Below are 23,616 nucleotides of genomic sequence, written 5' to 3'. Positions count from 1 at the left end.
CGCACGCACGCGTGCGGGGGCCTTGGTGCTGTCAGCCGCGTGAAGCCGGTGCTCAGCCGGTGCCCCAGAAGGAGTCCGTCTCCGTGATGTCGGTGACGCACTCGTCGATGTCGGAGACCTTGTCGCCGACGATGGTGAAGAACAGGCCGCCGTCCATCTCGATGCCGCGGTCGCCGCGCTCGGCGTAGAAGCGGTGCGTGGAGATGGCGTGGCCGCGGCCGTCCACGTACACGCCCTTGAGCTCGACGCGCATGGTGCCGCCGGTCAGCTCGCCGAGCTTCCGGTAGTAGTCCCCGAGGACGGCGTCCCGGCCCTTGTAGTGCCCGGATATCTGGCTCTCGCCGGGTACGTGCTGGGTGCAGTCGCTGGTCATCATCGCGGCCAGCGTCTCCATGTCACCCGCGCCGAACGCTTCGTAGCCCCGGCGTACCAGGGCGGCATGGGGGTGTTCGTGATGCGTCATGTCCCGTCGCCCGCTCTCGCTGCGGTTGGCCCCCTCCCTCAAGTCTCGGCGTTAGCCTCGGCCCATGCCACCCGCCAAGAAGCGCACCCGCAGTTACGACCCCGCCAGGACCCGCGCCGCCGTGCTCGCCCAGGCCGCGCACGTACGGGACGGGGTGCTCGCGCTGCCGCCCGAGGCGTTCGACAGGCCGACGCGCCTCGCCGGGTGGACCGTACGGGAGCTGGTCGCGCATCTGACGATGGTGCTCGGGTCGCTGTCACGGAAGCTCGCCGCGGCCGAACCCGCCCGGCAGGAACTCGCCCTCCTGGACTGGCCGCTCGCCACGGCGACGGGCGCGCCGGGCATCGACGAGGACGCCCGGGCACTGGCCACGGACGAGGACCTGCCGGGGGCGTACGAGCGGACGCGGGCGGAGTTCGAGGCGCGGCTCGCGGGCGCGTCCGACGAGCGGCTCGTCCCGACCCGGTTCGGCGCGATGCGGCTCGCTGACTTCCTGGTCACCCGGACCGTCGAACTCGTCGTGCACACCGACGACCTGAACGCGGCGACCGCGGCGACCGCGGCGACCGGGCCGGACTTCCCCGGCCTCCCGCCGATCCCGTACGACCGGCAGGCGCTCGCCGCCTGCACCCGCCTCCTCGCGGACGCCCTCGCGGCGAAGGCCCCCGGCGGCGCGGTGGAGGTGCGGATCCCGCCGTACGCGGTGGTGCAGTGCGTCGAGGGGCCCCGGCACACCCGCGGCACCCCGCCCAACGTGGTCGAGACGGATCCGCTGACCTGGCTCCGGCTCGCGACCGGCCGCACGGACTGGGCGGCCGAGCTGGACGCGGCGCGGGTCAGCGCGAGCGGGGAGCGGGCCGATCTGGCCGGGCTGCTGCCGCTGATGGGCTGACGCGGAACCACGGGACCGCGGGGCCCGTCCCACCGCCATGAAGAAGCCCCGCGTCCTCGCCGGAACCGTCGGAACCGCTCTCGCTCTCCTCCTCTCCGCCTGCGGTACGGGACAGGGCGCGGGCCCCGGCGGTGGCGCCGGCGCCGGCACGCCCGACCTGCCCGTCGCCGGCACGCACTGGACGATCGCCGCGGTCACGGTCGACGGGACCCGGTCCGTGGCCCCGTCCGGGGCGGGTCTGGAGTTCAAGAGGAACGGCCAGGTCGGCGGGAACAGCGGCTGCAACGGTTTCACCGCCGACGTCGCCGTGAAGGGCGACACCCTCACCGTGTCCCTCGGCCCGATCACGCTCATCGGTTGCCCCGCCGACCGGGAACGCTTCGAGCGGGCCCTGCTCAAGGCCTTCACCGGCGAGCTCAGGGGGAAGCTTCAGGACAGGGGGCTCACGCTCTCCTCGGTCGACGGCCGCAACACCCTGGAGCTGACCGCCGAGGCGGACGCGCCGCTGGTCGGTACGGCGTGGACGGTCGACGCGCTGCTCGACGGCGGGCCCGAGGGGACCGCGAGCTCGCTCCCGGCCGGTTCCGAGGGCAAGGCCAGGCTGACCTTCGGCAAGGACGGGCGGCTGACCGGCACCCTCGGCTGCAACCGGGTCACCGCGCCCGCGACGATCACCGCGAAGACGATCACGCTCGGCGCGATCGGGACCACCCGGATGAGGTGCACGGGCCCGGAGATGGCCCTGGAGACCGCGCTGTACGAGCGCCTGGACGGCCCGCTCACGTACCGCCTGACCCACCGCACGCTGATCGTCACGGACGTCGACGGAGGGGGTTTCTCGGCCACCGCGGACTAGGGCCTGTCCGGCCCGCCACTGCGAACTCCGTCACATCCCGACCGTTCGGCCTGCCCTGTACGAGCGTCCGCTCGGGCGGGTGACCGAATGGGTTACCCGCCAGTAACCCATGGGGCCTCTGGTTTGTGGGCTCCGACAAGGATCCAAGGATCAGTTCGTAGGAAAGCACGAGGAGATCCCCGCCGGTTCAGAGGCCCTTTCCGGCCCGTTCGCCAATTCGGACCAGTGGTCGATCCCGTCTACACTCGGTGTTGTGCCACGCGGAGACGGTCGACTCAATCACGATCTGCTCCCCGGTGAGAAAGGCCCCCAGGACGCTTGTGGCGTCTTCGGTGTCTGGGCTCCGGGTGAAGAGGTCGCAAAGCTCTCGTATTTCGGGCTCTACGCCCTTCAGCATCGGGGCCAGGAATCCGCGGGAATCGCGGTAAGCAACGGCTCCCAGATCCTCGTCTTCAAGGACATGGGACTTGTCTCCCAGGTCTTCGACGAGACTTCTCTCGGTTCCCTCCAGGGTCATATCGCGGTCGGTCACGCCCGCTACTCGACCACCGGGGCTTCCGTGTGGGAGAACGCGCAGCCGACGTTCCGGGCGACCGCCCACGGCTCCATCGCGCTCGGCCACAACGGCAACCTGGTGAACACGGCGAAGCTCGCCGAGATGGTCGCCGACCTCCCCAAGAAGGAGGGCCGGTCCACTCAGGTGGCCGCCACCAACGACACCGATCTGGTCACCGCGCTGCTCGCGGGCCAGGTCGACGAGGACGGCACGCCGCTCACCATCGAGCAGGCGGCCACGAAGGTCCTCCCCGAGGTCCGGGGCGCCTTCTCCCTCGTCTTCATGGACGAGCACACCCTCTACGCCGCCCGTGACCCGCAGGGCATCCGCCCGCTGGTCCTCGGACGTCTGGAGCGCGGCTGGGTGGTCGCCTCCGAGACCGCGGCCCTCGACATCTGCGGCGCGACCTTCGTGCGCGAGGTCGAGCCGGGCGAGCTCATCGCGATCGACGAGAACGGCATCCGTACCTCTCGATTCGCGGAAGCGAAGCCCAAGGGCTGTGTCTTCGAGTACGTGTACCTGGCGCGTCCCGACACCGACATCGCCGGCCGGAACGTGTACCTCTCCCGCGTGGAGATGGGTCGCAAACTCGCCAAGGAAGCCCCGGTCGAGGCCGACCTGGTCATAGCGACCCCGGAGTCCGGCACCCCCGCCGCCATCGGCTACGCGGAGGCCTCCGGCATCCCGTTCGGCGCCGGCCTGGTGAAGAACGCGTACGTCGGCCGGACCTTCATCCAGCCCTCGCAGACCATCCGCCAGCTGGGCATCCGGCTGAAGCTGAACCCGCTCAAGGAAGTCATCAAGGGCAAGCGCCTGGTGGTCGTCGACGACTCGATCGTCCGCGGCAACACCCAGCGCGCGCTCGTCCGGATGCTCCGCGAGGCCGGCGCCGCCGAGGTCCACATCCGGATCTCCTCCCCGCCGGTCAAGTGGCCCTGCTTCTTCGGCATCGACTTCGCCACCCGCGCGGAGCTGATCGCCAACGGCATGTCGGTCGAGGAGATCGGCACGTCGCTCGGCGCGGACTCGCTCTCGTACATCTCGCTCGACGGGATGATCGAGGCGACCACGATCCAGAAGCCCAACCTGTGCCGCGCCTGCTTCGACGGCGAGTACCCGATGGAGCTTCCGGACCCCGAGCTGCTCGGCAAGCAGCTCCTGGAGACCGAGCTGGCGGCGGGCCCCGCCGCCACCGCGGCGGCCGACGCCCTGCGCCGTCCGTAAGACCCCCGCCGCCCGCGCCGCGCCCGCCGTGGCGCGGGCAGCACGGCAGTACGAGCAGTACGCACAAGCAGTACGAGCAGTACGCGAGCAGTACGAGCAGCGCGAGCTGTACGACGACACGAAAGTTCTCACCCATGTCTGCTGAGACCACCGGTGCCTCCTACGCCTCCGCGGGCGTCGACATCGAAGCGGGCGACCGCGCCGTCGAGCTCATGAAGGAGTGGGTGAAGAAGACCCAGCGCCCCGAGGTCCTCGGCGGCCTCGGCGGCTTCGCCGGCTACTTCGACGCCTCCGCCCTCAAGCGCTACGAGCGCCCGCTGCTCGCCTCCGCCACCGACGGCGTGGGCACCAAGGTCGACATCGCCCGCCAGATGGGCGTGTACGACACCATCGGCCGCGACCTGGTCGCCATGGTCATGGACGACATCGTGGTCGCCGGTGCCGAGCCGCTGTTCATGACCGACTACATCTGCGTCGGCAAGGTCCACCCCGAGCGGGTCGCCGCCATCGTCAAGGGCATCGCCGAGGGCTGTGTCCTGGCCGGCTGCGCCCTGGTCGGCGGCGAGACCGCCGAGCACCCCGGCCTGCTCGGCCCGGACGACTTCGACGTCGCTGGCGCCGGCACGGGTGTCGTCGAGTACGACCGGCTGCTCGGCGCGGATCGTATCCGTACGGGTGACGCCGTCATCGCCATGGCGTCCTCCGGTCTTCACTCCAACGGGTACTCGCTGGTCCGGCACGTGGTCTTCGACCGCGCCGGCATGGCCCTCGACCAGCAGGTCGAGGAGTTCGGCCGGACCCTCGGCGAGGAGCTCCTGGAGCCCACCAAGATCTACTCGCTCGACTGCCTGGCGCTCACCCGCACCACCGAGGTGCACGCCTTCAGCCACATCACCGGCGGCGGCCTGGCCGCCAACCTGGCCCGGGTGATCCCGGACGGTCTGCACGCCACCGTGGACCGCTCCACCTGGACCCCCGGCGCCGTCTTCGACCTGGTCGGCAAGGCCGGGCAGGTCGAGCGCCTGGAGCTGGAGAAGACCCTGAACATGGGCGTGGGCATGATGGCCGTGGTCCCCGCCGAGTCCGTGGACGTGGCCCTCACCACGCTGGCCGACCGCGGCGTGGACGCCTGGGTCGCCGGTGAGATCACCGAGCGCGGCGACAAGGCGACGGGCGCCGAGCTGACCGGCGACTACGCCAAGTAGGACCAGTAGGAAGTCACGGATCGCACGAAGGAGTGCCCCGTACGGGGGCGCTCCTTCGGCGTTTCCGCCAAAGGTCTGTTCAATGCCCCAGGACGGGCCTCAGAGCGCCTGGGCAACACGGAAACCCGGTCCAGGTACCCCGGACCGGGTTTCGGTGTTCAGAAGGTCAAGCGCGACGCTGAGTGGACGCCGGACCAGGCTCGTCGTCCTCGTCCTCGTCGTCCGTGTTGTAGAGATCCGCGTACTGCGCGTACGGGTCGTCTTCCTCGTCGTCGTCCTCGAACGGCTCGCCATTCGGCGGCTGGCTCGAAGTCGATGCGCCCAGCTCGTTGGCCAGACGCGACAGGTCAGTCCCGCCGCTGCTGTACTTCAGCTGGCGGGCGACCTTGGTCTGCTTGGCCTTTGCCCGGCCGCGCCCCATGGCTCGACCCCCTCGGTGACGGGGCTCTCTGGCCCCAGAGTCTTGACACGCGTTCATGATCCGGAACGGACTCTCGAATGAGAGACCGGTCCGTAGGGCTTCAACGGTACCTGTTTCCGTCGGTCTACGGTACGCCGCGCGCATCACATACCCCGGTACAGAACCATCGAGGTGCCCTGTCCTCGCTGGTCAATCGCGATTTTAACCTCTTCTTGAGGTCCGACCCGCCGAACGGCGTGAGCGAAGTCTCGCGAATCGCCCACACATCACTCACGCCGTCCGATCGACCGACGGGCCGCACCCCCGGGCTCGCGCCGGGTGTGCCGTCAGGCTCAGGCGGGGCGGGCCTCGGCCATGCGCTGCTCGGCGATCCGGTCGGCCGCGGCGGCCGGCGGAATGCCGTCGGCCTTCGCACGTGCGAAGATCTCCAGAGTGGTGTCGAAGATCTTCGTCGCCTTCGCCTTGCAGCGGTCGAAGTCGAAGCCGTGCAGCTCGTCGGCGACCTGGATCACGCCGCCGGCGTTCACGACGTAGTCGGGCGCGTAGAGGATGCCGCGCTCCTCCAGGTCCTTCTCGACGCCCGGGTGCGCCAGCTGGTTGTTGGCCGCGCCGCAGACGATCTTCGCGGTGAGCACCGGCACGGTGGCGTCGTTGAGGGCGCCGCCGAGCGCGCAGGGGGCGTAGACGTCCAGGCCCTCGACGCGGATCAGCGCGTCGGTGTCGGCGACCACGGTGACCTGCGGGAACTTCTCGGTGATCCGGCGCACCGACTCCTCGCGGACGTCCGTGATGACGACCTCGGCCCCGTCGCCGATCAGGTGCTCGACCAGGTAGTGGCCGACCTTGCCGACACCCGCGACGCCGACCTTGCGGCCGCGCAGCGTCGGGTCGCCCCAGACGGTCTGCGCGGAGGCGCGCATGCCCTGGAAGACGCCGAAGGCGGTGAGCACGGAGGAGTCGCCGGCGCCGCCGTTCTCGGGGGAGCGGCCGGTGGTCCACTGGTTGGCGCGGGCCACGACGTCCATGTCGGCGACGTAGGTGCCGACGTCGCACGCCGTCACGTAGCGGCCGCCGAGGGAGGCGACGAAGCGCCCGTACGCGAGGAGCAGCTCCTCGGTCTTGATCTGCTCGGGGTCGCCGATGATGACGGCCTTGCCGCCGCCGTGGTCGAGTCCGGCCATGGCGTTCTTGTACGACATGCCGCGGGAGAGGTTGAGCGCGTCGGCGATCGCCTCGGCCTCGGTGGCGTACGGGTAGAAGCGGGTGCCGCCGAGGGCGGGGCCCAGAGCGGTGTTGTGGAGGGCGATGACGGCCTTCAGGCCCGTGGAGCGGTCCTGGCACAGCACGACTTGCTCGTGGCCGCCCTGCGCTGAGTGGAACAGGGTGTGCACTACGTCGGGCACGCCGGTCACATCGGTCACGGTGGTGACTCCCAAGTAAGAAGCGGCGGAAGGTCCCCCCTGTGGGTGGGGGTGGGACCAGGTCGGGACGAGGGTAAGTCCTACCTGGCCGTAGCAGGGGCGCAGTGCTGAGGATCACCCCCTCGCGGAGTACGCGCGTGGAAGGATTTGCGACATGTCGGTCCCCTCCTCGGTGCTCGTCCCCTATGCCGCCTATCTGCGGGTGTACGAGCCGCTGGCCGCGTTCCCGGAGCCGGAGCGGGGCCACTGGGCGCGCTACGCCGGGCGGGCGGACCCGCCGGGCGTCCAGGACGAACTGCGGCGCTCGCTCGCGGACTTGCTGCCGGTGCCGCCGGTCCCGGTGCCGGTGCACGAGAGCGCGGACGCGTTCGTGGCGGAGGTCGACGGGGTGGTCCTGGTCTGCCCGTGGCGGACGCGTCTTCGGGGCTGGCTGGCGATGGCGGACCTGGTCGGCGGCACGCTGCCGGCGCCGGTCCTGGACGCGATGCTGCCGCCGGTGGTGCGGGCCCAGGTGGCGGCGGACCACGAGCGGTGGCTGGCGCGGAACCCGGACGCGCGGCCGTGGATCCGCGGCGCGGTGTGGCGGGTGCCGGTGGCCTGGTTCGCGCTCTTCTCGGACGAGGAGCGGGAGTACGTGCCGGGGGAGCCTCCCGGGCAGGCGCCCGTCCTGCGGTACCGGACGCCGATGGTGCAGGCGCGCCGGCGGCTCGCGCGGGCGCTGAAGGCGCTGCGCGAGACGATCGAGGAGGGCCCGATGACGGAGAGTCTGATCGGGGTGGGGCGCTGGCTGGAGGAGTTCCATCCGCGGGCCCTTGTGGAGCTGGACTACGGCGGTCTGGTGCACGCGCTCACGGCGGAGGCACTGGCGGCGGACCGGTCGGCGGCGGACGTGGCGGCGGGGATCGAGGCGCTGCGGGCCGGTGACGGGGAGGGCGCGCAGGCGGCCTACGGGCGGTTCGCGGACCGCTGGCGGGCCGTGCATAACCTGCAGTTCGCCAATTGATCATGGACAGGACATGTTCACCTGATGTAAATGATCTTCATCCCTGGACACCGGTTCGGGTCTTTGGTGTGCTCTTGTGGGGCCACTGGGACCACCGGGACGGGTGGGACGGGACGTAGGTCCTGATCCGGGCCTTTGGCTCAAGGGTGACGGACAGCACTTAATGCACCCTTGCGCCCATCACCCACCCTCGTGCCAAAATAGGACAAGGAGTCCGGGGAGGGTTCCTTCCGCCCAACTATGGGCGGAACGCTCGACATTGCACTCTATGGGGGGTCTGAGGACTCCTGATCGCTCTGTGACTGATCGTCACAGTGGCGTGACTGTCCGTTATGGCATGGTCCATCGACTTCCGCCGCTGATGAACACCTGCGAGGGCAATTCCATCGGTTTGGCCGACGTGGCTGGACGGATGGTGTAGTTGTAGTGCCGAGGACAAGCCGTTCGTCCTATAACCGACTCGACCCGCTTCCGCCATTTCGGGCAAGGCGGGTCAAGGTGCAGAATTTAGAGGAAAGAACCGAGATGGTTCGGTTCTCCCGAGGAGGCCGCTCATGACCGCTCGCACCCCTGATGCCGAGCCGCTGCTGACCCCTGCCGAGGTTGCGACCATGTTCCGCGTGGACCCGAAGACGGTGACTCGCTGGGCCAAGGCCGGCAAGCTCACGTCCATCCGCACCCTGGGTGGACACCGCCGGTACCGCGAGGCCGAGGTCCGCGCCCTGCTGGCGGGCATTCCGCAGCAGCGCAGCGAGGCCTGAGGCGCCCGCGACACTCGCAGCACCCCGTAACACCCCGCAGTACCGGGCACTTTCCGGGTCCCCCAACCCGGCCGCCCACCCCAAGCTCTGCCGACGCGCGACCTGCCCCAACAGGCCCCCGTCATCGATCGCGCTGGACTCCGCCGGGTCCAGCGCGATCTTTTTTATGTCCCGGTTCACCCGCGTAGACCGGGTGCAATTGCACATATTAAATCGGGGGTGTGTAGGGAAGGGGTAAGTTCCGCCGTTCTGAAAACTGATTGAGTGACACCCGTCACACCGCCAGAGGCTTGCCCCGTACCAGCCCTGCCCCGTACCGGCCTTGTCTCGTACGAGCCTTGTCCCGTACCGGCGCCCGGGAAACGCAGGAAGGCCCGCACCGATCGGTGCGGGCCTTCCTGTTTCTCTGCTGCGACTCTGACGGGACTTGAACCCGCGACCTCCACCTTGACAGGGTGGCGAGCTAACCAACTGCTCCACAGAGCCATCGCAGCCTCTGAACCGCGGCTGCGAGGAAAAGAGTACAGCAGGTCAGGGGGTGCGGTCGAACCGGCTGCGGGAGGGTTACGGGAGGGGCCCCCGGGCCCGCTGCGGCGCGAGCCCTGCCGGGCGGAGCCTGCCGGGCGGGGCCTGCCGTGCGGGGGGCCTACCGGACCGGCTGCGGCACCGCCGCGTCGATCGCCTTCACGATCCGCTTGTCCGACACCGGGTGCGCCGTGCCGAGCGCGTGCGCGAAGTAGCTCACCCGCAGCTCCTCGATCATCCAGCGGATGTCCGTGACCGACGCCGGCACCGGGCGCCCCTTCGGGAGCTGTTCGAGCAGCCAGGCGTACTCGTCCAGCATCTCGTGCACCTTCTCCATCCGGGTGGTGTCCCGCTGCACGCCCGTCGGCATCTGCTGGAGCCGCCGGTCCGCCGCCACCAGGTAGCGCATCAGGTCCGGCAGCCGCTTCAGACCCGTACGGGTCACGAAACCGGCCGGCATCAGCCAGGAGAGCTGCTCCCGCACGTCCTGGAGGTTCGGCAGCAGCGCGGGGCTGCTGGTGGCCTTGAGCCGCCGCTCGCAGGCCTGCCAGGCCGCCAGCACCTGCTGGACCTGGCCCACCGTCCGTACGGTCAGCTCGACGAGATCGGCGCGCACCTTCTCGTACAGCTTCCGGAAGGACTCCTCGTCCCACACCGGACCGCCGTGGTCCGCGATCAGCCGGTCGGCCGCCGCGGTCGCGCAGTCGTCGAAGAGGGCCTGGATCGAGCCGTGCGGGTTCGCCGACAGGGCCAGCTTCTGCTGGTTGCTCAGCCGGTCCGAGGCGAACTTCGCCGGGTTCACCGGGATGTTCAGCATGATCAGCTTCCGGGTGCCGCGGCGCATCGCCTGCGCCTGCTCGGCCTCCGAGTCGAAGAGCCGTACGGCGACCGTGTCGCCCTCGTCGACGAGCGCCGGGTACGCCTTGACCGGCTGGCCGCCCCGCTTGGTCTCGAAGACCCGCGTGAGCGTCCCGATCGACCAGTCCCTGAGCCCCGAGCGCTCCAGGGACGGGCCCGAGCCGTCCGGGCCCGCCGTGGCCGCCGCGGCGGCCTTGGACAGCGCCTGACGGGCCTTCGGGCGCAGCTTCAGCTTCAGCGCCTCCAGGTCCTTGTCCTCGGCCAGCTTGCGGCGCCGCTCGTCGACGATCCGGAAGGTGATCTTGAGGTGCTCGGGGACCTTCGCCCAGTCGAAGTCCTCGGCGGTCAGCGGCACGCCGACCATCCGCTGCAGCTCGCGCGCGAGCGCGGACGTGAGCGGCTCCTGGACCGGCACGACCGAGTCGAGGAAGCGGCCCGCGAAGTTCGGCGCCGGCACGTAGTGGCGGCGGATCGGCTTCGGCAGGGAGCGGATGAGCTCGGTGACGACCTCTTCCCGCAGACCCGGGATCTGCCAGTCGAAGCCCTCGTCCGTCACCTGGTTGAGCACCTGGAGCGGTACGTGCACGGTGACGCCGTCGGCGTCCGCGCCCGGCTCGAACTGGTAGGTCACCCGGAACTTCAGCTGCCCCTGCCGCCACGAGTCCGGGTAGTCGGCCTTGGTGACCGCCCCCGCCTTCTCGTTGATCAGCATCTCGCGCTCGAAGTCCAGGAACTCCGGCTCCTCGTGGCGCTTGTGCTTCCACCACGAGTCGAAGTGCGCCCCGGACACGACGTGCTCGGGCACCCGCTTGTCGTAGAAGTCGAAGAGCGTCTCGTCGTCGACGAGGATGTCCCGGCGCCGGGCCCGGTGCTCCAGCTCCTCGACCTCGGTGAGCAGCTTGCGGTTGTCGGCGAAGAACTTGTGGTGGGTGCGCCAGTCGCCCTCGACGAGCGCGTTGCGGATGAACAGCTCGCGGGAGACCTCGGGGTCGATCCGGCCGTAGTTGACCTTGCGGTCGGCGACGATCGGCACGCCGTACAGGGTGACCTTCTCGAAGGCCATGACCGCCGCCTGGTCCTTCTCCCAGTGCGGCTCGCTGTACGTCTTCTTCACCAGGTGCTGGGCGAGCGGCTCGATCCACTCGGGCTCCACGCGCGCGTTGACCCGGGCCCACAGGCGCGAGGTCTCCACCAGCTCGGCGGACATGACCATGCGCGGGGGCTTCTTGAAGAGCGCCGAGCCGGGGAAGATCGCGAACTTGGCGTTGCGGGCGCCCAGGTACTCGTTGCGGCCGCCGCCCTCGCGCCTGCCGTCCTTCGCGCCGTCCTTGGACTCCTTCACGTCCTTCAGGCCGACGTGGGAGAGCAGGCCGGAGAGGAGGGAGACATGGACCGAGTGCTCGGGCGCGTCCTCCTCGTTGGGGTGTATGCCCATCTGCTTGGCGACCGTCCGCAGCTGGGCGTAGATGTCCTGCCACTCGCGGATCCGCAGGAAGTTCAGGTACTCCTGCTTGCACATGCGGCGGAAGGACGACGAGCCGCGCTCCTTCTGCTGCTCGCGGATGTAGCGCCAGAGGTTGAGGAAGGCGAGGAAGTCGCTGGTCTCGTCCTTGAAGCGGGCGTGCAGCTGGTCGGCCTGCGCCTGCTTCTCGGCCGGCCGCTCGCGCGGGTCCTGGATGGACAGCGCCGCCGCGATCACCATGACCTCGCGGACGCAGCCGTTCCGGTCGGCCTCCAGGACCATCCGGGCGAGCCGCGGGTCCACGGGCAGCTGGGACAGCTTGCGGCCGGTGTCCGTGAGCCGCTTGCGCGGGTCCTTCTGCGCCGGGTCCAGGGCGTGCAGCTCCTGGAGGAGCTGGACGCCGTCGCGGATGTTGCGGTGGTCCGGCGGGTCGATGAAGGGGAACTTCTCGATGTCGCCGAGGCCGGCCGCGGTCATCTGGAGGATGACGGAGGCCAGGTTGGTGCGCAGGATCTCCGCGTCCGTGAACTCGGGGCGGGTGAGGAAGTCGTCCTCCGAGTACAGCCGGATGCAGATGCCGTCCGAGGTGCGGCCGCAGCGGCCCTTGCGCTGGTTGGCACTGGCCTGGCTGACCGGCTCGATGGGCAGGCGCTGCACCTTGGTGCGGTGCGAGTAGCGCGAGATGCGCGCGGTGCCCGGGTCGATCACGTACTTGATGCCGGGGACGGTGAGGGAGGTCTCGGCGACGTTCGTCGCGAGCACGATCCGGCGGCCGGAGTGCGCCTGGAAGACCCGGTGCTGCTCGGCGTGCGACAGGCGCGCGTACAGGGGGAGGATCTCGGTGTTGAAGAGTTTCTTCTTGATGAGCGCGTCCGCCGTGTCACGGATCTCGCGCTCGCCGGAGAGGAAGACCAGGACGTCGCCGGGGCCTTCCTTCTGGAGCTCGTCGACGGCGTCGCAGATCGCGGTGATCTGGTCCCGGTCCGCCTCGTCGGAGTCCTCCTCCAGGAGGGGGCGGTAGCGGACCTCGACGGGGTACGTGCGTCCGGAGACCTCGACGATCGGCGCGTCGCCGAAGTGGCGGGAGAAACGCTCGGGGTCGATGGTCGCGGAGGTGATGACGACCTTGAGGTCGGGGCGCTTCGGCAGCAGCTGGGCCAGATAGCCGAGCAGGAAGTCGATGTTGAGGGACCGCTCGTGGGCCTCGTCGATGATCAGCGTGTCGTACGCGCGCAGCTCGCGGTCCGTCTGGATCTCGGCGAGCAGGATGCCGTCCGTCATCAGCTTCACGAAGGTCGCGTCGGGGTTCACCTGGTCGGTGAACCGGACCTTCCAGCCGACCGCCTCGCCGAGCGGGGTCTTCAGCTCCTCGGCCACGCGCTCGGCGACCGTGCGGGCGGCGATCCGGCGGGGCTGGGTGTGCCCGATCATGCCCCGGACGCCCCGGCCCAGCTCCAGACAGATCTTCGGGATCTGCGTGGTCTTGCCGGAGCCGGTCTCACCGGCGACGATCACGACCTGGTGGTCGCGTATCGCCTCCAGGATCTCGTCCTTCTTCTGCGAGACCGGGAGCTGTTCGGGATAGGTGACGGCGGGCACGCGCGCGAAGCGCGCGTCGACCCGGTCCTTGGCCTTGCCGGCCTCGACGGCGATCTCGTCCAGGACGGCCGCACGGGCCTCGGGCTTGCGGATGCGGCGGGCGCCTTCGAGACGGCGGCCGAGCCGGTGCGAGTCCCGCAGCGAGACCTCGGCCAGGACGGACTGGAGGGCGGCGAAGGAAGTAGACATACGGGATCCAGGATCGCACCTGCCGAGGAGGAGCGGCGAACCGATTTACGAGGGCTGCGCCACGCCTCTGCGTAATAATTCGGGCACGCACTCCCGAAAGGTTTCCTCATGTCCCGCACCCCGGTCCTGCGCGCGCTGCTGGCGTGCGCGGCGCTGGCGGGGCTGGTGCTCGGTCTGGTGGTCTGCGGGACGGTTCCGGGGACCGCGGAGAAGGCGACGGCGGTCTCGGCCGGCCCGGCCGGTCCCGGCTGTGGCCAGAGCCACGGCGCCGAGGAAGGGGCCGCCGCCCCCGCCGTACCGCCGCGCGGGCACGCCTTCGGCGAGCTGCTGCCGGCGCTCGCGGGGGAGCGGATGCCGTGCGGGGGCGTGGGCGCGGACCAGGACGTGGCGGACGTACGGGCGGGGCGGGCGCCGCCGGAGCGCGTACCGCCGTCACCGGTGGAGCTGTCGATCCTGCGGGTCTAGACGACGGGTGCTTTCGGTCATCCGTCCCCTTTGTCCTGTCTTGTCCTGTCCCAGGAGCGCTTCAGCATGCCCAAGCCCAGCAAGTCCAAGCCTGTCGTGATCGTCGCGGGGGTGGCCCTGGCGGCCACGCTGCTCGGCCTCGCCTCGTACGCCGCCACCAAGCCGTCCGCGCCCTCAGGGTCCTCGGTCGCCGAGGTGTCCGCCGACCCGTCGGCCGGCGTCTACCCCGAGCTGGAGGCGTACGCCCGCCGCGACGGCGCCGACAAGCTGGCCCTCGGCCGGGCCGACGCGCCGGTGGTCCTCATCGAGTACGCCGACTTCAAGTGCGGCTTCTGCGGGAAGTTCGCCCGCGACACCGAGCCGGCCCTGGTGAAGAAGTACGTGGACGCGGGCACCCTGCGCATCGAGTGGCGGAACTTCCCGATCTTCGGCGAGGAGTCGGAGGCCGCCGCGCGCGCCTCGTGGGCGGCCGGGCAGCAGGGCCGGTTCTGGGAGTTCCACAAGGCCGCGTACGCCCCCGGAGCCAAGGAGCAGGGCTTCGGCAAGGAGCGCCTGACCGCCCTCGCGAAGGAGGCCGGCGTCGCGGACCTCGCGCGCTTCGCCCGCGACGCGGAGGGCTCGGCGGCCCGCGAGGCGGTGCGCAGGGACCAGGAGCAGGGCTACTCGATCGGCGCCACCTCGACCCCGTCCTTCCTGGTCAACGGCCGCCCGATCGCCGGTGCCCAGTCGATGGAGGCCTTCACCCAGGCGATCGACGCGGCGGCGAAGGCGGCCGAGGGGAAGCCGGGGGCCGGTCGGTGACCTCCGGCATCGGCTACTTCGCGGCCTTCCTCGGCGGGCTGCTCGCGCTGCTCAGCCCGTGCAGCGCCCTGCTGCTGCCCGCCTTCTTCGCCTACTCCCTGGACACCCGGGCCAAGCTGGTGGCCCGGACCGGGATCTTCTCCGCGGGCCTGGCCACCACCCTCGTCCCGCTGGGCGCGGCCGGCTCCTTCGCCGGCCGCCTCTTCTACGGACACCGGGACCTGCTCGTGGCCCTCGGCGGCTGGACGATCGTGGCCCTCGGGGTGCTCCAGATCCTCGGCCTGGGCTTCGCGTCCCGCCGGATGAGCGAGGTCAGCGGCCGGATCCGGCCCACCACCGCGCTCTCCGTCTACGCCCTGGGCCTGGTCTACGGCCTGGCCGGCTTCTGCGCGGGCCCCATCCTCGGCAGCGTCCTCACCGTGGCCGCGCTCAGCGGCAGCCCGGTCTACGGCGGGCTGCTGCTCGCGGTGTACGCGCTCGGCATGGCCGTCCCGCTGTTCGTGCTCGCGCTGCTCTGGGAGCGTTACGAGCTGGGCCGGCGGCGCTGGCTGCGCGGCCGCCCGATCCGTGTCGGCCGCTTCGAGGCCCACTCGACCTCGCTGCTCTCGGGCCTCTTCTTCATCGCCCTCGGCGCCCTCTTCCTGGCCTTCGACGGCACCACGGCCCTGCCCGGCCTGCTGTCGGTCGACGCGTCCTTCGCCGTGGAGGAGCGCGTCTCCGTCCTCGGCCGCGCGATCCCCGACTGGGCGCTGCTCGTCGCCGTCGTGGCGGTGGTGGCGGGCGCGCTCGCGTGGCGCGCCCGGCGGGGAGACCGCCAGGGGGAAAGGACGTAGGAACGAAGAAGGCCCCGTTCGTGAGAACGGGGCCTTCCGGTTGTGGCTGGGGCCGGGGTCGAACCGGCGACCTATCGCTTTTCAGGCGATCGCTCGTACCAACTGAGCTACCCAGCCACGAAGCTGTTTCCAGCTTCAGCGACTCTGACGGGACTTGAACCCGCGACCTCCACCTTGACAGGGTGGCGAGCTAACCAACTGCTCCACAGAGCCTTGCTTGTGTGCGAGCACTAGTCTCGCACACGGTGGTGCGTGCCCCCAACGGGATTCGAACCCGTGCTACCGCCTTGAAAGGGCGGCGTCCTGGGCCACTAGACGATGAGGGCTAACGGCCCCACCTGGGCGCCTCTCAGCGCCTCGGGGACGTGAGAAGCATATGGGATGGCAGGCGGTATCGCCAAAACGGTTTCCCCGGGGCGGTTTCCCCGGCAGGCCGCGAGGGAGAATGGGCGCGTGCTGGAGATGACGCGCGAGGAGTTCGAGGAACTCGTCGCCGAAGCCCTGGACCGCATCCCGCCGGAACTGACCCGGCTGATGGACAACGTCGCCGTGTTCGTCGAGGACGAGCCGGCGCCCGAGACCGGCGACCCGGAGCCGCTCGGCCTCTACGAGGGGACGCCGCTGACCGACCGGGGCGAGTGGTACGCCGGGGTGCTCCCGGACCGGATCACCATCTACCGGGGGCCGACGCTCCGGATGTGCGAGTCGCGCGAGGACGTGGTCGCGGAGACCGAGATCACGGTGGTGCACGAGATCGCCCACCACTTCGGCATCGACGACGAGCGGCTGCACGCGCTCGGTTACGGCTGAGCCGACGGCGCGGCCTGGCAGGGCCCGGCACGGCCGGGCCGTCGTGCCATACCGGGCCGCCGGGGCGGGGCCGGCCGAGAGGGTGTGCCTTTCGGGCGTGTCCTCGTGGCGCCACGGGAGTTGGGCAGGGCGACGCGTTCGAACCGCGTCCGTTTCCTGACTGTCGTCGTCGACTGTCGTCGTCGTGTCCTGGAGGTGCCCTCCGTGCGCCATTTGCCCACCCCCGTGAGATGGGCCGCCACCGCGTTGGCGGTCGCCGCCTGCGCGGGCCTGAGCGGCTGTATGAGTGTGAGCGACGACGGGGCGAAGCCGGCGCCCAGCACGTCCGCGGGCAAGCGCGGCGAGGCGGCCGGCACCGCGGCCGACGGCGGGCTCTCCGGCGGTCACACCGGGAGCGGCTACGACCGCACGGGCCGCAGCGGACCCGATCCGGACGGCGAGGGCGAGGAGACGCCGGTGCCGAGCGGCTCGCCGAGCGCGTCGGCCGAGCCGTCGGGCGCGCCGGACGCGGGCGGCGGCCCGGGCGGGGCGCCGAAGCCGCAGCAGCCGCCGGCCGGGGTCCCGGGCGACGCGGCGGTGGGCGGCGGGTCCGGGCAGCCGGGCGGGGAGACGCAGCCGCCGGTGGATCCGACGCCCGAGCCGACCCAGGAACCGACCCCCGAGCCGACCCAGGATCCGACGCCCGAGCCGACGGTCTCCGAGACGCCGACCACGACGCCCGGCGCGGACACCCATCTGGGCGCGATGCGGGCGGCCGACGGCCCGGGCCGGGCCAAGGAGCCGAAGGCATCGCCGCAGGCCGGACCGGTGTGACGGGGATCGGTTTGCCTTGGGTGGGGGAGAGTGCGTATGGTGGTAGATCGTTTGATCCCATTTGCCCGGCGCCAAGACCGAAGAGCGCCGTGACTGGCGCGTACTCTCCCTTGCCGTGGCTGACCGCATTGAGGCGGTCGTAGTGCGAAACACGGAGTTGACGGGCGCGTGCCGAGACTCCGGAAGGTTTCGCATTTCGCATGTCCATTTTTTCTGATCACGCCGTCCTGCCCGAGAACGACGAGATCGTCGACGCGGCCGTCGAGGCCGTCGAGGCCGAACTCGACACCGACCTCGACATGGATCTCGACACGGACCTCGACGTCGAGTCCGACGTGACCGCCGCCGACGAGGCCGACGACACCCCCGAGGTCCCGGAGATCACCTTCGGCGACCTGGGTCTGCCCGAGGGCGTCGTGCGCAAGCTCGCCCAGAACGGTGTGACCACGCCCTTCCCGATCCAGGCCGCGACCATCCCGGACGCCCTGGCCGGCAAGGACATCCTCGGCCGCGGCCGTACCGGCTCCGGCAAGACCCTCTCCTTCGGCCTCCCGCTGCTCACCACCCTGGCCGGTGGCGACACGGAGAAGAAGAAGCCCCGCGGCGTCATCCTCACCCCGACCCGTGAGCTCGCGATGCAGGTCGCGGACGCCCTCCAGCCGTACGGCGACGTGCTCGGCCTCCGTATGAAGGTCGTCTGCGGCGGTACGTCGATGGGCAACCAGATCTACGCCCTGGAGCGCGGCGTCGACATCCTCGTCGCCACCCCGGGCCGACTGCGCGACATCATCAACCGCGGCGCCTGCTCCCTGGAGCAGGTCCAGGTCGCCGTCCTCGACGAGGCCGACCAGATGGCCGACCTGGGCTTCCTGCCCGAGGTCACCGAGCTGCTCGACCAGGTCCCGGCCGGCGGTCAGCGTCTCCTCTTCTCCGCCACCCTGGAGAACGAGATCGACAGCCTGGTCAAGCGCTACCTGGTGAACCCGGTCACCCACGAGGTCGACCCGTCCGCCGGCGCCGTCACGACGATGACCCACCACGTCCTGGTCGTGAAGCCGAAGGACAAGGCCCCGGTCACCGCCGCCATCGCCGCCCGCAAGGGCCGCACCATCATCTTCGTCCGCACGCAGCTCGGCGCCGACCGCGTCGCCGAGCAGCTGCGCGAGTCCGGCGTGAAGGCCGACGCGCTGCACGGCGGCATGACCCAGGGCGCGCGCACCCGCACCCTGTCCGACTTCAAGGACGGTTACGTCAACGTCCTCGTCGCCACCGACGTCGCCGCGCGCGGTATCCACGTCGACGGCATCGACCTGGTCCTCAACGTGGACCCGGCCGGCGACCACAAGGACTACCTGCACCGCTCGGGCCGTACCGCCCGCGCCGGCCAGTCCGGCACGGTCGTCTCCCTGGCCCTGCCGCACCAGCGCCGCCAGATCTTCCGCCTGATGGAGGACGCGGGCGTGGACGCCTCGCGCCACATCGTCGGCGGTGCGGGCGCGTTCGACCCGGAGGTCGCCGAGATCACCGGCGCCCGCTCGCTGACCGAGGTCCAGGCCGACTCCGCGAACAACGCCGCCAAGCAGGCCGAGCGCGAGGTCGCCGACCTGACCAAGCAGCTGGAGCGCCTGCAGCGCCGCGCCGTCGAGCTCCGCGAGGAGGCCGACCGCCTGGTGGCCCGTGCCGCCCGCGAGCGCGGCGAGGACCCGGAGGCCGCCGTCGCCGAGGTGGCCGAGGCCGCCGAGGCCGAGCTCGCCGCCGCTGCCGCCGCCGCGGAGGCGGAGCGCGCCCGGCAGGAGCGCCGCGACGCGGAGCGCCGCGAGGAGCGCCGTGACGACCGCCCGTCGTTCCGTCGTGACGACCGTCGGGACAACGACCGTGGCGGCTTCCGCCGTGACGAGCGTCCGTCCTTCAACCGCGACCGCGACCGCCGGGACAACGACCGTCCGTCGTTCAACCGCGACCGTCGTGACGACCGTCGGGACAACGACCGCGGTGGCTTCCGCCGTGACGAGCGTCCGTCCTTCAACCGCGACCGCGACCGCCGCGACAACGACCGTCCGTCGTTCAACCGCGACCGTCGTGACGACCGTCGTGACGACCGGCGTGACAACGACCGTGGCGGCTTCCGCCGTGACGAGCGTCGTGACGAGCGTCCGTCGTTCAACCGCGACCGCCGGGACAACGACCGTCCGTCGTTCAACCGCGACCGCCGTGACGACCGCGGTGGCTTCCGTCGCGACGACCGCCCCACCGGCGGCCACCGCGGCAGCGACCGTCCGTTCAACCGCGACCGTCGCGACGACCGCCCGTTCAACCGTGACCGCCGTGACGACCGTCCGTCGTTCAACCGCGACCGCCGCGACGACCGCGGTGGCTTCCGCCGGGACGACAAGCCGCGCTGGAAGCACAACGGCTGACACACCGGCAGCCTCACGGCTCGGTGACTGATGGGCCCGGACAGTGCCGCTCTCGCGGCACTGTCCGGGCCCTCGGTGTGCCGGGGCCGATACCCGATCGGTTTGCAGGGCGTATCGGGCTATGCTGCTCGGGTGTGCTTGTCCACGGGCCGTTAGCTCAATTGGCAGAGCAGTGGACTTTTAATCCATTGGTTGTGGGTTCGAGTCCCACACGGCCTACCAAGTGCAGGTGAGGGGTGACCCTCTGACCTGCTACGGAGCGCCCCTACCGGTTTCGGCCGGTCGGGGCGCTTCGTCGTTCGGGGGTGCTTGCGTGAGCGGTGCGTGAGCGGACGGGCTGAGCTGGATGCGGACCGAGGGGCAGGAGAGGGCCTCCCCGGCTACAAGCGTGAAGCGGCATCCGACCACGGGCCCATGTCGAACTCCTCGTCGACCATGTCCTCCTCGTACCAGCCGGTGCCGGCCAGCCACGTCTCCAGCCATTCGGTCAGGCTGCTCGCGTCGACGAACCAGGCGCCGGTGAGGTCCTGGTCGGTAATCGCGTTCGGATCGAAGAGAAGGACCGTCCCGTCCTCGCTCAGGCAGTCGACGGCGGCGATCATGGCGCAGCCCCAGTCGAGGATCGGCACGACCCCCTTGGGCCAGGACCACCAGGTGTCCGCGTCGGCGGGCGGTACGCGGTCGAGGTAGCCGTCGACCACGGTGTCTTCTTCGGCAGCCGTTGCTCGGGTGAGAGGGAAGAGCGTGTACTCAGGGCCGAAGCCCCCGTCCCCCGCCTGCCGGTAGAGGGCTGCAAGGAGGGGGTGCAAGGGGAACCCAAGGCGTTCCTCGGCCGCGGCGAGGGCGCCTGCGGTCACAGGGGGACGGTGCGGTCTGCTCGCCGCGGCTCTGATGGAGACGCGCTCCAGCAGATCGTCGTACTCGTTCATGCCGGGCATCCTCGCCGACACCTCTGACAGCCAGGGCCGGTGCGGCAGACTGCCTTTGTGTCCTCAGCTAACACTCTCGCCTCGCCGGATGAGATACACGCGTACCTCGTCGGGCAGCTCGGCATGGGGCTGCGCCGCATCGGCATGATGGGCGGAGAGGTGAGTATCAGAATCCTGCTGGATCACCTCCTCTTCGTGGAGCGCCGACCGGAGGCGTGGGAGGAGGAGCGGCGCACGCTGGAAACCCGGGGAGCTTGGAGCGCCACGGGACTGACCCACGCCTTCGACGAGTTCCTCCCGCGCGACGACGGGTACGGCATGGCCTCCCTCTACGCGGAGTTCGCACGCCGGCAGGGCTGGCTGACGGACGACCGTCTGCTGACCGGCGAGGAGTACACACGCCTTCGCGCAACGGTGGAGGGCTGGGCAGCCTCGGACAGGACCTGGTCGGACGTGACCGGCCGCTACGGGCAACCGTCGGTGCTGATCGGGGGGACCAATCCGTACTTCGGCAAGGTCCTCGGCTACTTCACCGAGGACGTGGGGCAGCCGATGGTCTTCTTCCACCTCTGGAACGGCACGGACGGGCCCGACGCGCCGTGGCCTCCAGAAAGGGAGGAGCCCGCTCTGCTCGCCGTACGGCTCGGCGACGTCCCTGTGGCGGAGGCGTTCACCTTCACACCGGAAGGGCTGCGACGGCGTCCATTGCCCTGTTCCGGCCAGTCCGGCCGGTCAAGGTGGTGAGCAGTCGGACATGATGCTGTGGTGAACATCGTCGAAATCGAAAGCCCTTGGACGCCCGCCCATCAGGCGGTCGAGTCGAGCGATCACGCCACGCTCACGCGCCTCCTGGACGAGGGAGCGGACGTGAACGAGGTCTGCTGCGGCATGACCTTGCTGACGCACGCCATTGAACTGGAGGGGGACTCGGCTCTTCAGTCGGGGCAGCCGATCGACAGCGCTCTCACCGCGATCGTCCTTGCCTACGGTGCCGACCCCGCCGTCGCCCTCGACGGCAGTGGAAGTGCTTACGAGATGGCCCAGTTCTACGGCCACGACATGGCGATCCGGCTGCTGGACCGGTTCACCGCTCAGCACGGCCGAGTCGCCCGGCACCCGGACAACGCAGACCCGGCCGGACGGACAGTGCCGCTCGGCGGTTCCTGACGGGCATCCGGGAGATCATGGCTGCGGACCAACCGGGGGAAGACACAGGGGCAGGGGAATCATGGCCGCGTTCCACGCGTCCGCGCTGGACGGAATCGCCCGCAATCCGGCGCTGACAACACCGCTGCTGCTGCGCTTGCTGGCCTTCGACGGTGGCGGTGACGGCCCGCCCCGTCACGCCCTCCAGCGAGCCGAACTTCCCGAGCCGGCCGTCGCGGTGATCCTGGCCCACCCGAACCCGCGCGCCCGGATCGACTTCGCCATGAGCGCCAGGGCGGAGCCTGCGCAGCGGGCACGGCTCGCGGACGACCCCTCTCCCAAGGTGCGGGCTGCTCTCGCGTACGGCCCCGAGCGCCTTCCACGTACGACGGTCGAGCCGCTGCCGGACGCCGTGTGCGCCCGCCTGCTCGACGACCCCGACCCTTCCGTCCGCGCGGCCCTGCTGGACTCGCCCCATCTGGCGCCGTCGTTCGTGGCCTCGATGGCTGCGCACCGCGATCCGGCGGCGCGCCGGGTCGCGGTGCGTGCATGGAAGATCCTGCCGCCGGGCGAGCGGTCGGCGCTGCCGGCCGACCCCGACCCCGAGGTGCGGCGGGCCGCCGCACTGGAGGAGTGCCGATGGGACGCACACGTCACCGCCGAACTCCTCCGCGATCCGAAGTCCGCCGCCGAAGCGCTGCGTCGCGGGCTCCTCGTCCGCGCCGATGCCGAGCGGTGCGTCGCCGAGCGGACGCACCTGGCCGCCCTCGCCGAGAACCCGTCGCTGCCCGCCGACCTCGTGGAGCGGCTCGCCGTCGATCCCGACGAGGCCGTACGGCTCGCGGTCTCCCTCCGGCCCGAGCTGGACGAGACGCGGCGCATGGCGATCGACTTCACGGCCGGGGACTTCGACAGGGGCGACGTCGTGCAGTGGGTACGGGACGGGCTGGCCGACCCCGAGGTGCTGCGTCGGGCCGCGACCTCCACCCACCCGCTGCTCCGGCGCGCCGCCGCCCAGAGCCCCCACCTGCCGCCCGACCTGCTGCGCCTGCTCGCACGAGTCGAGGACCCGGTGCTGGAGAACCTCCTGGGCATTCACCACCCCGACACCCCGGAGGAGGTCCTGATGCGTGTGTTCGCGCGGCTCGGCGGGACGTTCTCCGCCTGGATGGCGGAGACGCATCCCCGCTTTCCCCGCGAGGGTCTCGCCGTGCGCTACGCGGACCACCCGGACGGGAATTACCGTCGGCTGGCCGTCCGGGACCCGGCGGCCACGCCAGAACTGATCGAACGGCTCAGCCATGACCCCGCGGTCTGGACGCGTCAGGCGGCGGCAGGTGACCCGCGCCTCCCGCTCCACCGGCTCCGGGAGGCTCTCCACGTCCCCGAACTGGCCTCCAGCGCGGGTGCCAACCCGGCGCTCCCCGAGGACGAGATGGCCGCCGTCCTGGACCGGGCCGGCGTTCCTGCCTGACCGCTGAGCAGAACCGCTCTGCTCTGCTTCGCTCCCCTACGGCTTGTCCGGCTCGACCAGAGCTGGTGCCTCCTGCCCTCGGGAGAGGAGCAGTCTGCGCTGTGGGCGCTCCATGTCCGTGACGACGAACGTTGCCTTGTCGCCAGGCCGGAGGGTCTCCGCCGGCCCTGATGCGGGCCTGCCATGGACCTCTGCGGAGGGGACCAGCCCTTCGATTCCGTCCCCGACCTCGACGACATCGGCGGGATCGTCGATGTGCCGCCAGGACAGCTCGGGGATCGCGATGAACCCGGCGCCGGGGTACGCGGGATGGCTGGGGCTGTTGTCCAGGGCCACGAACACGCCGAACCGCTCGATCGCCGAGATCGTGCCGGACACGACCTCGCCTTGGCGCAGCGACTCCAGGAACGCCCAGAGCTCCGGGTTCTCAGGCTGCCAGTCCATGGCAGCCACCCTTCCACACGGCCTTCAGAGCCTTCGTGCCTCAGCTGGG

At 70.7% G+C, this 23,616-nt stretch carries 21 protein-coding genes and 5 tRNA genes; 16 read left to right on the top strand and 10 right to left on the bottom strand.

The window, feature by feature from the left end:
* Positions 1–52 precede the first annotated feature (52 nt).
* Positions 53–463, bottom strand: a complete 411-nt coding sequence (locus AB0C73_RS29945) for a nuclear transport factor 2 family protein (RefSeq protein ID WP_362536252.1) — start codon at positions 461–463, stop codon at positions 53–55.
* Between the two features lie 64 nt (positions 464–527).
* Between AB0C73_RS29945 and AB0C73_RS29940 the strand changes: the two genes are divergently transcribed.
* The 4 genes from AB0C73_RS29940 to purM all read left to right on the top strand — a co-directional run bounded on the left by AB0C73_RS29940 (position 528) and on the right by purM (position 5,196).
* Complete coding sequence (locus AB0C73_RS29940; RefSeq protein WP_362536250.1) at positions 528–1,355, top strand: sterol carrier family protein; 828 nt, start codon at positions 528–530, stop codon at positions 1,353–1,355.
* A gap of 37 nt (positions 1,356–1,392) precedes the next feature.
* Complete coding sequence (locus AB0C73_RS29935) at positions 1,393–2,211, top strand: META domain-containing protein (protein WP_362536248.1); 819 nt, start codon at positions 1,393–1,395, stop codon at positions 2,209–2,211.
* Between the two features lie 253 nt (positions 2,212–2,464).
* Positions 2,465–3,991 (top strand): amidophosphoribosyltransferase, encoded by a 1,527-nt coding sequence (gene purF, locus AB0C73_RS29930; protein WP_362536246.1) that lies wholly within the window; start codon positions 2,465–2,467, stop codon positions 3,989–3,991.
* Positions 3,992–4,125: 134 nt separating this feature from the next.
* On the top strand, positions 4,126–5,196 hold the full coding sequence (purM, locus tag AB0C73_RS29925; RefSeq protein WP_362536244.1) for a phosphoribosylformylglycinamidine cyclo-ligase: 1,071 nt from the start codon (positions 4,126–4,128) through the stop codon (positions 5,194–5,196).
* 166 nt (positions 5,197–5,362) lie between these two features.
* On the opposite strand, the gene AB0C73_RS29920 is transcribed toward purM, so the two are convergent.
* Positions 5,363–5,617 (bottom strand): DUF3073 domain-containing protein, encoded by a 255-nt coding sequence (locus tag AB0C73_RS29920; RefSeq protein ID WP_362536242.1) that lies wholly within the window; start codon positions 5,615–5,617, stop codon positions 5,363–5,365.
* Between the two features lie 332 nt (positions 5,618–5,949).
* Complete coding sequence (locus tag AB0C73_RS29915; RefSeq protein ID WP_362536240.1) at positions 5,950–7,038, bottom strand: Glu/Leu/Phe/Val dehydrogenase dimerization domain-containing protein; 1,089 nt, start codon at positions 7,036–7,038, stop codon at positions 5,950–5,952.
* A 154-nt stretch (positions 7,039–7,192) separates the two neighbouring features.
* Here AB0C73_RS29915 and AB0C73_RS29910 point away from each other — a divergent pair, with 154 nt between their 5' ends.
* Positions 7,193–8,041, top strand: coding sequence for a hypothetical protein (locus AB0C73_RS29910; protein ID WP_362536238.1), 849 nt, complete (start codon positions 7,193–7,195; stop codon positions 8,039–8,041).
* Between the two features lie 554 nt (positions 8,042–8,595).
* Positions 8,596–8,802 (top strand): developmental transcriptional regulator BldC, encoded by a 207-nt coding sequence (gene bldC, locus AB0C73_RS29905; protein WP_003949541.1) that lies wholly within the window; start codon positions 8,596–8,598, stop codon positions 8,800–8,802.
* 412 nt (positions 8,803–9,214) lie between these two features.
* On the opposite strand, the gene AB0C73_RS29900 is transcribed toward bldC, so the two are convergent.
* Together AB0C73_RS29900 and hrpA are read right to left on the bottom strand one after the other, a co-directional pair.
* Positions 9,215–9,288 (bottom strand) — tRNA-Asp (locus AB0C73_RS29900).
* 160 nt (positions 9,289–9,448) lie between these two features.
* Positions 9,449–13,435, bottom strand: a complete 3,987-nt coding sequence (gene hrpA, locus AB0C73_RS29895) for an ATP-dependent RNA helicase HrpA (RefSeq protein ID WP_362536236.1) — start codon at positions 13,433–13,435, stop codon at positions 9,449–9,451.
* 108 nt (positions 13,436–13,543) lie between these two features.
* Between hrpA and AB0C73_RS29890 the strand changes: the two genes are divergently transcribed.
* The 3 genes from AB0C73_RS29890 (at position 13,544) to AB0C73_RS29880 (ending at position 15,534) form a co-directional block, all read left to right on the top strand.
* The gene (locus tag AB0C73_RS29890) at positions 13,544–13,900 is read left to right on the top strand and encodes a hypothetical protein (RefSeq protein ID WP_362536234.1); all 357 of its coding nucleotides are present in this window, start codon (positions 13,544–13,546) and stop codon (positions 13,898–13,900) included.
* Positions 13,901–13,966: 66 nt separating this feature from the next.
* Entirely contained in the window at positions 13,967–14,701 is a 735-nt protein-coding gene (locus AB0C73_RS29885) for a DsbA family protein (RefSeq protein ID WP_362536232.1), read from the top strand.
* Positions 14,698–15,534: a cytochrome c biogenesis CcdA family protein gene (locus AB0C73_RS29880; protein ID WP_362536230.1), complete on the top strand. Its 837-nt coding sequence runs from the start codon at positions 14,698–14,700 to the stop codon at positions 15,532–15,534. The genes AB0C73_RS29885 and AB0C73_RS29880 overlap by 4 nt, the downstream gene beginning before the upstream one ends.
* A gap of 43 nt (positions 15,535–15,577) precedes the next feature.
* Here AB0C73_RS29880 and AB0C73_RS29875 read toward each other — a convergent pair.
* The 3 genes from AB0C73_RS29875 to AB0C73_RS29865 form a co-directional block, all read right to left on the bottom strand.
* Positions 15,578–15,651 (bottom strand) — tRNA-Phe (locus AB0C73_RS29875).
* Between the two features lie 22 nt (positions 15,652–15,673).
* Positions 15,674–15,747 (bottom strand) — tRNA-Asp (locus AB0C73_RS29870).
* A 40-nt stretch (positions 15,748–15,787) separates the two neighbouring features.
* Positions 15,788–15,860, bottom strand: a tRNA-Glu gene (locus tag AB0C73_RS29865).
* A gap of 127 nt (positions 15,861–15,987) precedes the next feature.
* Between AB0C73_RS29865 and AB0C73_RS29860 the strand changes: the two genes are divergently transcribed.
* From AB0C73_RS29860 to AB0C73_RS29845, 4 genes are all read left to right on the top strand, one after another.
* The gene (locus tag AB0C73_RS29860) at positions 15,988–16,344 is read left to right on the top strand and encodes a metallopeptidase family protein (RefSeq protein WP_362536228.1); all 357 of its coding nucleotides are present in this window, start codon (positions 15,988–15,990) and stop codon (positions 16,342–16,344) included.
* Positions 16,345–16,548: 204 nt separating this feature from the next.
* Positions 16,549–17,157: a hypothetical protein gene (locus AB0C73_RS29855; RefSeq protein ID WP_362536226.1), complete on the top strand. Its 609-nt coding sequence runs from the start codon at positions 16,549–16,551 to the stop codon at positions 17,155–17,157.
* Positions 17,158–17,357: 200 nt separating this feature from the next.
* On the top strand, positions 17,358–19,574 hold the full coding sequence (locus tag AB0C73_RS29850) for a DEAD/DEAH box helicase (RefSeq protein WP_362536224.1): 2,217 nt from the start codon (positions 17,358–17,360) through the stop codon (positions 19,572–19,574).
* A gap of 146 nt (positions 19,575–19,720) precedes the next feature.
* A tRNA-Lys gene (locus AB0C73_RS29845) sits at positions 19,721–19,796 on the top strand.
* 158 nt (positions 19,797–19,954) lie between these two features.
* Here the strand turns inward: AB0C73_RS29845 and AB0C73_RS29840 are convergent.
* Positions 19,955–20,503 (bottom strand): SMI1/KNR4 family protein, encoded by a 549-nt coding sequence (locus AB0C73_RS29840; protein WP_362536222.1) that lies wholly within the window; start codon positions 20,501–20,503, stop codon positions 19,955–19,957.
* A 57-nt stretch (positions 20,504–20,560) separates the two neighbouring features.
* Between AB0C73_RS29840 and AB0C73_RS29835 the strand changes: the two genes are divergently transcribed.
* From AB0C73_RS29835 to AB0C73_RS29825, 3 genes are all read left to right on the top strand, one after another.
* Positions 20,561–21,247, top strand: coding sequence for a hypothetical protein (locus AB0C73_RS29835; RefSeq protein ID WP_362536221.1), 687 nt, complete (start codon positions 20,561–20,563; stop codon positions 21,245–21,247).
* A 21-nt stretch (positions 21,248–21,268) separates the two neighbouring features.
* Entirely contained in the window at positions 21,269–21,670 is a 402-nt protein-coding gene (locus AB0C73_RS29830) for an ankyrin repeat domain-containing protein (protein ID WP_362536219.1), read from the top strand.
* Positions 21,671–21,731: 61 nt separating this feature from the next.
* Positions 21,732–23,123, top strand: a complete 1,392-nt coding sequence (locus tag AB0C73_RS29825) for a Mucin-2 (RefSeq protein WP_362536217.1) — start codon at positions 21,732–21,734, stop codon at positions 23,121–23,123.
* Between the two features lie 36 nt (positions 23,124–23,159).
* On the opposite strand, the gene AB0C73_RS29820 is transcribed toward AB0C73_RS29825, so the two are convergent.
* Complete coding sequence (locus AB0C73_RS29820; protein WP_362536215.1) at positions 23,160–23,567, bottom strand: S1 RNA-binding domain-containing protein; 408 nt, start codon at positions 23,565–23,567, stop codon at positions 23,160–23,162.
* Between the last annotated feature and the right edge of the window lie 49 nt (positions 23,568–23,616).

This window comes from Streptomyces sp. NPDC048623 (genome assembly GCF_040650755.1).
GTDB lineage: Bacteria > Actinomycetota > Actinomycetes > Streptomycetales > Streptomycetaceae > Streptomyces.
This window is presented reverse-complemented; position numbering and strand designations above follow the sequence as displayed.